The organism is Ilumatobacter sp. (assembly GCF_965215205.1).
GTDB lineage: Bacteria > Actinomycetota > Acidimicrobiia > Acidimicrobiales > Ilumatobacteraceae > Ilumatobacter_A.
In genome coordinates, this window is sequence record NZ_OZ244049.1 from 205,663 (window position 1) to 217,667 (window position 12,005).

At 73.9% G+C, this 12,005-nt stretch carries 11 protein-coding genes; 7 read left to right on the forward strand and 4 right to left on the reverse strand.

Features of this window, described 5'->3' with window-relative positions; translation table 11 throughout:
- Positions 1 to 4 precede the first annotated feature (4 nt).
- The gene (locus ACOOHC_RS01180; protein ID WP_420452181.1) at positions 5 to 1,363 is read left to right on the forward strand and encodes an ATP-binding protein; all 1,359 of its coding nucleotides are present in this window, start codon (positions 5 to 7) and stop codon (positions 1,361 to 1,363) included.
- Between the two features lie 31 nt (positions 1,364 to 1,394).
- Here the strand turns inward: ACOOHC_RS01180 and ACOOHC_RS01185 are convergent, their stop codons facing one another.
- A complete protein-coding gene (locus ACOOHC_RS01185) occupies positions 1,395 to 2,126 on the reverse strand; it encodes a DnaJ domain-containing protein (RefSeq protein WP_420452182.1) in 732 nt (243 codons plus the stop codon).
- An 82-nt stretch (positions 2,127 to 2,208) separates the two neighbouring features.
- Between ACOOHC_RS01185 and ACOOHC_RS01190 the strand changes: the two genes are divergently transcribed.
- Genes ACOOHC_RS01190 through ACOOHC_RS01205 form a run of 4 tightly spaced genes read left to right on the forward strand, consistent with a single transcriptional unit; the run spans position 2,209 to position 5,910 of the window.
- On the forward strand, positions 2,209 to 3,141 hold the full coding sequence (locus tag ACOOHC_RS01190) for an ABC transporter ATP-binding protein (RefSeq protein ID WP_420452183.1): 933 nt from the start codon (positions 2,209 to 2,211) through the stop codon (positions 3,139 to 3,141).
- Complete coding sequence (locus ACOOHC_RS01195) at positions 3,138 to 4,097, forward strand: ABC transporter permease (protein ID WP_420452184.1); 960 nt, start codon at positions 3,138 to 3,140, stop codon at positions 4,095 to 4,097. The genes ACOOHC_RS01190 and ACOOHC_RS01195 overlap by 4 nt, the downstream gene beginning before the upstream one ends.
- A complete protein-coding gene (locus ACOOHC_RS01200; protein WP_420452185.1) occupies positions 4,094 to 5,110 on the forward strand; it encodes an ABC transporter ATP-binding protein in 1,017 nt (338 codons plus the stop codon). The genes ACOOHC_RS01195 and ACOOHC_RS01200 overlap by 4 nt, the downstream gene beginning before the upstream one ends.
- Positions 5,107 to 5,910 (forward strand): hypothetical protein, encoded by an 804-nt coding sequence (locus ACOOHC_RS01205; RefSeq protein WP_420452186.1) that lies wholly within the window; start codon positions 5,107 to 5,109, stop codon positions 5,908 to 5,910. Before ACOOHC_RS01200 ends, ACOOHC_RS01205 begins: the two co-directional genes overlap by 4 nt.
- A gap of 18 nt (positions 5,911 to 5,928) precedes the next feature.
- Here the strand turns inward: ACOOHC_RS01205 and ACOOHC_RS01210 are convergent, their stop codons facing one another.
- Both ACOOHC_RS01210 and ACOOHC_RS01215 read right to left on the reverse strand, forming a co-directional pair.
- Positions 5,929 to 6,582: a response regulator gene (locus tag ACOOHC_RS01210; protein WP_420452187.1), complete on the reverse strand. Its 654-nt coding sequence runs from the start codon at positions 6,580 to 6,582 to the stop codon at positions 5,929 to 5,931.
- The gene (locus tag ACOOHC_RS01215; protein WP_420452188.1) at positions 6,579 to 7,733 is read right to left on the reverse strand and encodes a sensor histidine kinase; all 1,155 of its coding nucleotides are present in this window, start codon (positions 7,731 to 7,733) and stop codon (positions 6,579 to 6,581) included. Before ACOOHC_RS01215 ends, ACOOHC_RS01210 begins: the two co-directional genes overlap by 4 nt.
- Positions 7,734 to 7,909: 176 nt before the next feature.
- Here ACOOHC_RS01215 and ACOOHC_RS01220 point away from each other — a divergent pair, with 176 nt between their 5' ends.
- Entirely contained in the window at positions 7,910 to 10,222 is a 2,313-nt protein-coding gene (locus ACOOHC_RS01220; RefSeq protein WP_420452189.1) for an MMPL family transporter, read from the forward strand.
- A gap of 48 nt (positions 10,223 to 10,270) precedes the next feature.
- Positions 10,271 to 10,729 (forward strand): SRPBCC family protein, encoded by a 459-nt coding sequence (locus tag ACOOHC_RS01225; protein ID WP_420452190.1) that lies wholly within the window; start codon positions 10,271 to 10,273, stop codon positions 10,727 to 10,729.
- Between the two features lie 49 nt (positions 10,730 to 10,778).
- Here the strand turns inward: ACOOHC_RS01225 and ACOOHC_RS01230 are convergent, their stop codons facing one another.
- Positions 10,779 to 11,945 (reverse strand): glycosyltransferase, encoded by a 1,167-nt coding sequence (locus tag ACOOHC_RS01230; protein ID WP_420452191.1) that lies wholly within the window; start codon positions 11,943 to 11,945, stop codon positions 10,779 to 10,781.
- Between the last annotated feature and the right edge of the window lie 60 nt (positions 11,946 to 12,005).

Sequence of the window (12,005 nt, forward strand, 5' to 3'; positions counted from 1 at the left end):
CCCGGTGACCCCGCTCGCCTCGATCCGGGGTCGAGCGACGCTCTTCGCGACGATCGTGTTCGCGATCGCGTCCGTCGCCGCCGCCGCCGGGTTCGTCGCGATCCTGCGGACCACGATGGTCCAGAACCTCGACTCGGCCCTGCAGCTGCGAGCCGGCGATCTCGCCACGTTGACGGCGGCTGGGGTCACCCCGCGAGAGATCGCGATCCCCGACGACGGCCGGTCCTTCGCGCAGATCGTGCTCGGGGACCGGGTGGTCGCCGCGAGCAGCAACGTCCGCGGGCGTCCGCCGGTGGACGTCGTCGCGACCGGGGCCGAGACCATCGTCGCGGTGCGTGAGACGACGGGGGAGCTCGTCGACTTCCGCGTGCTGGCGGTGGGCGCGAGGTCGCCGTCGGGGCCGGTCCGCGTCGTGGTGGGTGAGGCGCTGGACGACGTCGACCGCACGGTGCGGATCGCCGCGACGGCGCTCGGCGTCGGCGCAGCGGCGATCACCGCGCTCGCCGGTCTGACCACGTGGCGGGTGGTCCGTCGATCGCTGCGGCCGGTGGACTCGATGCGCGCGGAGCTCGCCGAGATCGGGGCGACCGAGCTCGGGCGCCGGGTGCCCGTCCCGACGACCGACGACGAGGTCCGGCGGCTGGCGGCGACGATGAACTCGATGCTCGATCGCCTGGAGGTCGAGACCCGGTCGCAGCGGGAGTTCTCCTCGGCGGCGTCGCACGAGCTGCGCACGCCGATCACGATCGTCCGCCACCGCCTGGAGACGGCCGCCGCGTCCCCCGCCCCCGACTGGGAGGACGTCGCGGCGGTGGTGGCGGCCGAGAACGAGCGGATGCAGCGGTTGGTCGACGACCTGCTGCTGCTCGCCCGTCGGGACTCCGGGTCGCCGTCGCGCGCCGACGACTTGGTCGACCTCGACGACCTGGTCCTGTCGGAGGCGGTCCGGCTCGCCGAGCGCACCGACCCGGAGGTGGTGATCGACGTCTCCGCCGTCTCGGCGGGGCAGGTCCGCGGCGACGCCGAGCAGCTCCGCCGCGTCGTGCGGAACCTGGTGGAGAACGCACGTCGCCACGCCCGTCGACGGGTGGCGGTGTCGATCGTCGGGGACGGGTGCGCGGTGACCTTCGCGGTGGACGACGACGGGACGGGCGTCCCGCCCGCGGAGCGCGAGCGGGTGTTCGAGCGCTTCGTCCGACTCGACGAGGCGCGCTCGCGCGACGGCGGCGGGTCGGGGCTCGGCCTGTCGATCGTGCGCGAGGTCGTCGCGGCCCACGACGGCGACGTCGTGATCGCGGCGAGCGACGAGCTCGGCGGCGCCCGGGTGGTGGTCACCCTCCCCGACGCACGCGGCGCACGCTGACCCGGGGGCGCGACCGAGCGCCCCCGGGGGCTCACGCCGTCGTCGACAGGAAGGTGCCGCGATCGTGGTGGAAGCGCACGGTGTAGAACTCGACGCCGATCGCGCTGGAGCCTCCGTGTTCGGTGACCGAGGCGACGCGGGCCACGGCGTCGAGGAGGGGGCCGGCCAGCTTGAGGATGCGGAACTCGCCGATCGGGCGATCGGCCTCGAAGCGCAGCCCGTTGGGCGACAGGTCGAGGATGCGCCCGACGCCGGGTGGCGGCGACGGCCACCGCTCGAAGAAGCGGATCGCGCCGTCGCGCTCCACCCGGCGCGCGATGCGGCGTCCGTCGGCGACGACCTGCGGGGCGTCGGCGAGGCCCAACGGGCTCCGGCACACCGAGCACGACGCGCTCGACGGATCGGCCGTGCCCCGGCTCCGCGCGCCGCAGAAGACGCAGCACGTGTCGTCGTCCGGAGCGCACCCGTCCGCTCCGATGGGAGCGGACGGGGTCGGCTGCGCCCGCCCCGCCGCCCCGCGGGCGTCCGCGGCCGACGGGGACGCGACCAGGGTGCGGTCGTAGTCGGCTCGTGCGACGGGGTCGGAGAGCACGGCGTACGCGTCGTTGATCCTCGCCGCGCTCCAGTGGTCGCCGCCGCGGTCGGGGTGCATCTCCATGCTCAGCATGAGGGCGCGGTAGCTGGACTTCAGCACCGCCGGGGGCGCGTCGGGCTGGACGTGCAGGACGCGGTACAGGTTCCTGCGGTCGGGTCCGCTCGGCATCGCCGCGAACGTAGCCCGACCCGGGCGACCGTGCTCGCGCGACGGTCGGTGCGCGGTGCGGATCGGTGCAAGACTCACGCACGTGGGCGCCATCATCTCGACGAGCGGTCTGGTGATGGACTTCCCCTCGACACGCGCCCTCGACGGGTTGGACCTCGACGTGCCGCCCGGGGTCACCGGCCTCGTCGGGGCGAACGGTGCGGGCAAGACGACGCTGATCTCCGTCTGCCTCGGGTTGCTGACGCCGTCGTCGGGGTCGATCGAGGTCCTCGGCCTCGATCCGCGCACCGACGGGCCGCAGCTGCGCTCGCGGATCGGGTTCGGGCCCGAGCGCAACGTGATGCCCGATGACATGCGCGCCGACGACTTCGTCCGTCACCTCGCGCAGGTCAAGGGCCTCCCCGCCGACGAGGCCCGATCCCGCTCGAGCGACTCGCTCTACCTGGTCGGCCTGGGCGAGGAGCGCTTCCGATCCCTCGGGACGATGTCGACCGGGCAGCGCCAACGGGTGAAGCTCGCGCAGGCGATCGCGGCCGATCCGTCGCTGATCGTGCTCGACGAGCCGACCGACGGCCTCGATCCCGTCCAGCGCGACGAGGTCCTCGCGATCATCGTCGACGTCAACCGGCGCTTCGGGATCGACGTCGTGCTGTCCTCCCACGTGCTCGAGGAGGTGGAGCGGATCTGCGACCACGTCGTCGCGCTCGACGCGGGCCGGCTCGTCGATCTCGCCGACCGGCCGGGGACCGTCGAGGCGGTCGAGCGCCGCCTCGCCGACGCCGGGTTCCGGGTTCGTCGCACGGTCGATTCCCTCACCGTGTCGTCGTCGTCGTCGACGACGCCGGCCGGCCCGGGATCCGACGACGAGCTGTCGGACGCGATCGTCGTCGCCGTCGCCGAGGCGGGAGCGCGCATCCGACGCCTCGCACCCCGCCGGCGCTCCCTCGACGACGTGTTCAGCGACGACGCCGGCGCACGATCCGCCGGGGACCGGATCGGGGCGGGCTCGTCGTGAGCGGCGCCGAGCGCGGCGACGTCACCGGTGCCCCGGCACCTCCGCCGCCCCCGTCGGGCGGCGACCCGCCCGGTCCGGCCGGCGTCCGCGGAGGCGGCACGGCGCAGATCGTCCAGCGCGGGTTCCAGCGCTACGAGGGGGATCGTGCCGGCGTCGGCGGAGCGATCCGCAGCGTCGCGTGGCAGAGCGTCCGCGCCACGCTCGGCATCGGGCGCCCGGCGCGCCACAAGATCTTCCCGGTGATCGCGGTCGGGATCGCGTACATCCCGGCGATCGTGTTCGTCGGGTTGTCGGTGCTCGTCGGCGATCTGCTCGACCCCAACGAGATCGCGGACTACGCGAGCTACTACGGCTTCGTCACCGCCGCGATCCTGCTGTTCGCCGGGCTCGTCGCGCCCGAGGTGCTCGTGGGCGACCGACGCAACGGGATGCTCGCGATGTACCTGTCGACACCGCTGCACCGCGGGACGTACCTCGTCGCCAAGCTCGTCGCGGTCCTCGCCACCCTCGCTCTCGTCACCCTCGGACCGCCCCTGCTGGTGCTGATCGGGTACACGTTCGAGAACGTCGGCCCCGACGGCTTCGACGGGTGGATGAGCGTGCTCGGGCGCATCGTGGTCTCGTCGTTCGCGGTGTCGGGGGCGCTCACGGCGATCTCGATGGCGGCCGCGAGCCTGACCGACCGGCGAGCCTTCGCCTCGATCGGCGTGGTGCTGCTCGCCCTCGCCTCGCCGGCGGTGGCGTCCGCCCTCGTCGACGGTGCCGGGCTGTCACCGCGGTGGCGCCTGATCGACGCCTTCTCGATGCCCTTCGAGCTCGTCTACCGCATCTTCGGCGAGCGCGGCAGCTTCCCCGAGCTGTCGACGTGGAGCGTGGTCGCGGTCAACATCGCCTGGATCGTGGCGGGTGCTGCCGTCGTCGTGTGGCGCTACTCGCGACTGGTGATCGCCCGATGACGGCCCCGCCCGCGCCGACCGGGCCGCCGTCCGGCCCGAAGCTGCCGCCCCCGGCGCCCCTCGCTCCGCCCGCCGCGGGTGCGGTCCCGCCGAGCGGGATGATCGCCGTCGACGGGGCGTCGAAGTGGTTCGGATCCGTGGTCGCCGTCAGCGACGTGACCTTCGCGATCGACGACGGCGTGACCGCGCTGCTCGGCCCGAACGGTGCGGGCAAGTCGACGCTGTTCCGGATGCTGTGCGGGCTGACCGCCCCCTCGCGCGGGACCCTGCGCGTGCTCGGCGCCGACCCGCGCCGCGATCGCGAGGTGCGTGGCAGCATCGGTCTCGTCCCCCAGCAGGACGCGCTGTTCGATCACCTCGAGGCGGCGGGCTTCGTCGAGATCGCGGCCCGCACCCACGGCGTGTCCCCCGGCGACGCCGGCGACGTGGCTCGCTGGGCCCTGGAGCAGGTCGACCTCGCGGACGTCGCCAGCAAGGAGCTGGGCGCGTTCTCCAAGGGGATGCGCCAGCGCGTGAAGGTGGCCGCCGCCCTGGTCAACGACCCGAGGGTGCTGATCCTCGACGAACCGCTCACCGGCCTGGACCCCGTGCAGCGGCGTCGGATGATCGAGCTGTTCCACCGCCTCGGCGACGCCGGTCGCTGCGTGCTCGTGTCGAGCCACGTGCTCGACGAGGTCGCCCGGCTCGGCTCGCAGGTGCTCGTCGTCGCGCAGGGGCGGCTCGTCGCCCGCGGCGACTACCGCGACCTGCGCGAGCTGATGGACGACCGTCCGCACCGGATCCGCCTCGCCACCTCCGATCCGCGCCGCGTCGCCTCGACGCTGGTCGAGCGTGGACTGGTGACCGGGGTCGACCTGGCCGACGAGCACGTCGTCGTCGACACCCTCGACGTCGACGCCCTCGGGCGCGAGCTCGCTCCGATCGCGGTCGACCTCGGGGCGCGGCTCACCGAGGTCGCCCCGCTCGACGACGACCTGGAGTCGGTGTTCCGCTACCTCGTGGAGGGACGGTGACGGACCGGACCGACCGCGTTCGCCAGCGGCGCTCCGGTTCGGGTCCGGTCGGGTACCCCGACGGCGTCGAACGGCACCCGGTGGGTGCCGGTCGCGCTCTCGCGATCGCGTACCGGGTGACGGTCGCCCGACTCGTCTCGCCGGGCCGGGTCGTGGGCCTGCTCCTGCTGTCGCTGACCGCGACCGTGGCCGGGTTCGCCGTGGGGACCTCCGACGCGGCCGACGTCGACGCCGCTGCCTCGGTGATCGCGAACCTCGGCTTCGCGATCGTGATCCCGGTGGTCTGCCTCGTCTTCGGCGGTGCCGCGATCGGCGACCTGCGCGAGGACAAGACCCTGATCTACCTGTGGTTGCGCCCGCTCCGGCGATGGCCGGTCGTCGTCGGCGCGGCCCTCGCGGCGTTGACGATCGCCGCCCCGATCACCCTCCCGCCCGTGATCGCCGCCGCGGCGCTGACCGGGGTCGGCGAGGGGCTCGTCGGTGCGACGGTACTGGCCTCGGTGGTCGGCCTCGTCACCTACTGCTCGATCTTCACGATGCTCGGCGTCCTGCTCGTGCGCCACATCGTGTGGGGCCTCGCGTACATCCTGATCTGGGAGGGGTTCATCGCCCTCGGCGGACCCGGCGTCGCACGGTTCGCGATGCGCACCTACACGCGCTCGATCATCGCCGACCGCACCGGAGCGGACCTGACGGGGGCCGACTTCTCGACCGCGATCGGGGTCGTCGTCCCGTTGGCGGTCGCGGTCGGGGCGCTGGCGCTGGCGAGCTGGCGGCTCGCGAACCACGACGTCGAGTGAGCGGCGGCCCGAGCGGTCTCAGCCCGCTCGACCGGTCTCGTACGCCCAGATCGCGAGCTCCACGCGGTTGCGCACGGCGAGCTTCGCCATCGTGCTCGCGACGTGGGTCTTCACCGTGCTCAGGCTCACGTGGAGCTCGCCGGCGATCTCGGTGTTGGTCGAGCCGCGGGCGACCGCGGCGAGGACCTCCTCCTCGCGCGCGGTGAGCGCCTCGACGGGTTCGCGCCCCGCCGAGGCGGCGTCGCGACCGGCGAACGTCGACAGCAGGCGGGCCGTGACGCTCGGCGAGATCATCGCGTCGCCGTCCGCGGCGGCGCGGATCGCGTCGACGAGCAGCGCCGGGCCGGCGTCCTTGAGCAGGAACCCGCGCGCGCCGGCGCGCAGCGCGCCGTGGACGTACTCGTCGAGATCGAACGTGGTGATGACGACGACCGCGATCGGCTCCGCCACGCCGGGTCCGGCGAGCAGACGGGTCGCCTCGATCCCGTCGAGGCCCGGCATCCGGATGTCGAGCAGGCAGACGTCGGGACGCAGCCGCAGCGCCTCGGCGACCGCGCTGCGACCGTCGGCGACCTCGGCGACGACCTCGATGCCGTCGTGGGCGTCGAGGATCATCCTCAGCCCGGTCCGCACGATGTCCTGATCGTCCGCGACGAGGACCCGCAGCGTCATCGCGGACCGCCGCGGGGGATCGTGGCGTCGACGCGCCACCCGTCGGTCGAGCGAGGGCCGGCGGCGAAGGTCCCGCCCAGCAGATGCACCCGCTCGGCCATCCCCACCAGGCCGAACCCACCCTCCGAGCGTGGGGTGCGCGACGCCGGGGCGGGCCGGCCGTCGTCGTCGACGCGCAGCAGCACCCGGTCGTTCTCGCCGGTGATCGACACCTCGACGGTGGTCGCGTCGTGGGCGTGGCGTCGGGCGTTGGTGATCGCCTCCTGCGACACGCGGTAGAGCGCCGTCCCGACCGTCTCGGCGATGTCGCCGAGGTCGTCGTCGAGGTGGATCTCGACGCGCGGCCCGACGTCGGGCGCGGCGAGGCCGACCACCTCCGCGAGGCCGGGCCGCGGGGACAGCTCGGGGCCCTGCGATCCGCGCAGGGTGCCGACGATCGCGCGCATCTCGACGAGGGTGCGCGATGCCTCGCGCTCGATCACCTCGAGCGCGTCGAGCGCCTCGGCGGGCTCGGAGGCGCCGAGCAGCCGTCCGGCCTGGGCGCGCACCGCGATCGCCGAGACGTGGTGGGCGACCGAGTCGTGCAGCTCGCGCGCCAGCATCTCGCGCTCGAGCAGCTTGGCGTCGGCGAGGTCACGGGCGCGGGCGCCGACGAGGTGGCGGACCTCGACACCGAGCGCGGCGGGGAAGAACAGCACCAGCGCCCCGCCGATCGCGTCGCCGAGCGTCGTCCAGTTGGTGATCATCGTCGACGCGAAGGCGACGGCCATCGCCGCGAGGCCGATCGCCGCCTCGCGACCCGAGCCCCAACGGAACAGGGCGTACACGCCGACCAGCAGCAGCGCGGCGGAGTAGTACTCGAACGGGGCGTCCCCGCGGATCGCGGCCACGGCGTCGGCAGCGACGAGCAGGCCGAACGTCGTCAGCGTGACCGCCAGCGGGTGCGTCCGACGCCACAGCGCGGTCGCGACGATCATCGCGACGACGACGACGCCGCTCGCCGGGAACCACGACACCCGGTCGCTCACGACCCCCTCGACGATCGCCGTCGGCACCATCACCGCGAGCAGCACCCAGTCGCGCCGCACCCGACGCGGCGGGTCCGCGACGGCCGGCTCGGCGAGGAGCGACGAGATCACGGCGGGGGACACGCGGACCAGCGTAGAGATCGGGCCGTGGCGGCGGATCGGCCGAAGGGACGATCCCGTCCCACCCGTTCGGTCGAGGCGCGAACGGCCGATCCCCCGATGACCCGGGGCGTGCGGATCGTCAGCGTGGGATGCGGGATCGCCGATCGGCGTTCCGCCGTCTCGTGGAGGAGATCACCATGTCGTCAGCCCTGTTCCGGATCGGTCGGTCCGCCGCCCGCCACCCGTGGCGCGTGATCGGGGCGTGGGCGCTCGTCGCCGTGGTGGTCGTGGCGGCGTCGACGATGCTCGGCCGCGACCTCGAGGACACCTTCGAGGTACCCGGCGTCGATTCCGAGCGCGCCCTCGACCTGCTCAGCAGCGCCGGGTCGGACCGGGCCGGGTCGAGCGCCCGCGTGGTCGCCACGCCGAGCGAGCCGGGGACGACGTTCTTCGACGACGACGGCGCCCGGCGTGATCTCGCGGCGGTGCGCGACCGCCTCGTCCGGCTCGGCGGCGCGCTCGCGGTCGCGGATCCGGTCGCGATGCTGACCGACGATCCCGATGCGGCGGTCGCCTCCGGTCTCGTCTCCCCGGACGGGCGCGTCGCGTTGCTCGACGTGAGGTACCGCGAGATCTCGGAGCTCGACGCCCGCGACCTCGACGAGCTGCGCACCGCCCTCACGGAGGTGCGAGCCGGCTCGTCGTTGCAGGTCGAGGCGGGCGGCGACCTGTTCTTCACGTTCGACGAACCCGAGACCGGCCCGGGCGAGGTCGGCGGGCTGCTCGTCGCGGTCGTCGTCCTGCTCGTCGCGTTCGGCTCCGTCGTCGCGATGGGCCTCCCGATCGGCATGGCTCTGTTCGGCCTCGCGCTCGGGGTCAGCGCGATGTCGCTGCTCGCGTGGGTGATCGAGGTGCCGAGCTGGGCGCCGGAGATCGCCGGCATGATCGGCCTCGGCGTCGGCATCGACTACGCCCTGTTCCTCGTCACCCGCCACCGCGACTTCCTCCACCGGGGGATCGCCGTCGCGGACGCGGCGGGGCGCGCCGTGGCCACCGCCGGCCAGGCGGTCGTCTTCGCCGGGGGCACCGTGGTGATCGCGATCCTCGGGCTCGGGGTCGCCGGGATCCCGTTCCTCACCGCCGCGGGGGTCGCGGTGTCGGTGGTCGTCGCCGTGATGGTCGTCGCGTCGGTGACCCTGCTGCCGGCCTTCCTCGGCCTCGCGGGGCACGGGATCGACCGCTTCGGCATCCACCGGGGCGGCCGCGGGAGCGGGGTCGGTGCGCGCTGGACGCGGTGGGGTCGCCACGTCTCGCGGCACGCGTGGCCGTACGCGCTCGGCGTGACGGGGGTGTTGCTGGCGCTCACCGCCCCGGTCCTCGCGCTCGACCTCGGCTCCCCCGACGAGGGGAGCGCGCCGGGTTCGCGCACCCAACGGCGGGCCTACGACCTGGTCGCCGAGGGCTTCGGTCCGGGCGCCAACGGTCCGCTGCTGATCGTCGTCGACCTGGCGGGCGAGCCTGCGATCGTCGATCCGCTCGTCGGTGCGATCGTCGCGGACCCGGGGGTCGAGTCGGTCGCCTCGCCGATCGTGGACGACGCCGCCGGGATCGCCACCATCGTGGCGCAGCCGACGACCGCGCCGCAGGACGACGCGACCTTCGCGACGGTCGAGCGCCTGCGCGCCGAGGTGCTCCCCGTCGTCGTCGGTGACGGCCCGGCGTCGGCCCACGTCGGCGGGTCGACGGCGAACGTCGGCGACGTGGCGGGGCGAGTCACCGACCGCCTGCCGCTGTTCGTCGGGTCCGTCGTGGCGCTCTCGTTCGTTCTGCTGATGCTCGTCTTCCGCTCGATCCTCGTGCCGCTCAAGGCGGCGCTGCTGAACCTGCTCTCGATCGGGGCCGCCTACGGGGTGCTGGTGATGGTGTTCCAGTGGGGGTGGGGCGAGGAGCTGATCGGGCTCGAGTCGACGGTCCCGATCGTGTCGTTCGTGCCGATGTTCATGTTCGCGATCGTGTTCGGTCTGTCGATGGACTACGAGGTGTTCCTTCTGTCACGGGTGCGTGAGGAGTACGTGGCCTCCGGTGACAACGACGGCGCCGTGATCGCCGGCCTCGCCGGGACGGCGCGGGTGATCACCTCGGCTGCGCTGATCATGATCTCGGTGTTCGGCGGGTTCGTCCTCGGCGACGATCCCACCACGAAGATGTTCGGGCTCGGCCTCGCCGTGGCGATCGCCGTCGACGCGACGATCGTGCGGGTCGTGCTCGTCCCGGCGACGATGACGCTGATGGGCGACGCCAACTGGTGGCTCCCGGCGTGGCTCGACCGGCTGCTGCCCCACGTCGACGTCGACGGCGCTGCGGCGTCGGCGCTCGACGTCGATCCGACGGTGGTCGCACCGTCCGGCATCGGGTCGGCCGGCATCGGGCCGGACGTCGCCGCGACGTCGACCTCGCCCGACGACGCGACGCCCATCGATCCGACGCACGACCGGGTGGTGGTCCGGTGACGGGGGGCCGGGTCGACCTCGCCGCCACCGACGTGGTGAGCTGTTCCCATGCGAGAGCGCGTCGAGATCGAACGGACCATCGCAGCGACCCCCGAGGCCGTGTACGACGCGATCTCGGACGTGACCCGCATGGGCGAGTGGTCCGACGAGTGCCACTCCTGCGAGTGGCACGGCGGCGTCGAGCGGGCCGTGGTGGGCGCGACCTTCGACGGCCACAACCGCAACGGCGACCACGAGTGGACGACGCAGGGCAGGGTCGTCGAGGCCGAGCCCGGCCGGGCGTTCGCGTTCGAGTGCTCGATGTTCGACGTCCACTTCGCGACCTGGGGGTACCGGATCGAGCCCACCGACGGGGGCTCGCACGTCACCGAGTGGGCCGAGGACCTGCGACCGGAGTCGGCGCTGGAGTTCAGCCGGACGATGTCGGGGATCGACGACCGTCCGGGCCGCAACCGCGAGACCATGGGTCTCACCCTCGACCGCCTCGCCGCCGCCGTGGAGGCCTGAGGCGCAGGCGCCCGCGCCGAGGCGCCGTCGTCGCGGATCGGCCCGCCCGTCAGTGCCGCGGCGACGGGTCGGACAGGAGGTCGGCGACGAGCTCGTCGAGCGTCGGCGCCGCGGCCATCTCCTCCGCGATCCGCTGCGCCGCGACCCGGTGCGACCCGTCGTCGCGGACCGCTGCGATCGCTGCGATCAGCGGGCCGACGTCGGCTCGGTCGAAGGTGCCGCGCACCCCGTCGCGGTCCCCGGGCGTTACGGTGAGCCCGGCTCCGGCCGCCTCGACGGCGGCGCCGTTCGCGTGCTGGTCGGCGAACATCGGGGTGATCACCACGGGGAGCCCCGCCGCCAGCGCGCCGAACGTCGTCCCGGAGCCGCCGTGGCACACCACCAGGTCGGCCTCGGCGAGCACGTCGGTCTGGTCGACCCACCGCTCGACGTGGACGTGGGACGCGACCGGCCCGAGCCGGTCCGGATCGAACCGGTGGCCGACGGTCATCAGCACGCGGGCCTCGAGACCGGCCACCGCCTCGAGTGCTGCTTCGTAGGCCGCCGCCGCGGTCGTCATGTACCCGAGCACCGTGCCGAAGCTGACGTAGACGAGGGGAGCCGTCGATCCGTCCCACCAGTCGGGCAGGGGTGACGCGGGGACCGGGGTGCTGCGGAACCGACGCGTGTCACCGAACGGCGACGGGTCGACCGAGGCGGGCAAGCGCGAGACGTAGGGCGTCGCGCGGACCTCGTCGGCGAGCCCGGCGCGGTGGTCCTCGAGCGCCGGTGCGGCGACCCCGATCGAGCGCCACTCCACCTCGGCCAGGCCGATCGCGACCTGGACGACCCCGATGCCCGCGCGATGCGCGACCACGGCGGAGGCGTACTCGCACGGATCGCGGACGACGAGGTCGGGGGGTCGCTCGGCGAGCAGCCGCTCCATGCCGGGGAGCATCGCCGTCGTCGCGAGCCGACCGAACAGCTCGCGGTCGCCGAGCACCGACGCTTCCGCGGCCGGAGCGGTCGCGAGGCGCTCGCGGATCGGTGCGACGACGTCCTCGTGGGGTTCACCGCACGGGGCGAAGTCGAACCCGGCGTCGGCGACCAGCTCGGCGAGAGCGGGTGGACCGGCGACGATGGTCTCGGCTCTGAGGCGACCTGCCGCGTCGAGGACGGGCCGCAGCGGCTCGAGGTGGCCGGCGCCTCCCAGCGAGCACGCCCCGACCACCCGCATCGAGCGATCGTGCCACACCCCGAGCGGGCTCCCGGGCTCCGTTCCCGTCGGGTGCCGCGT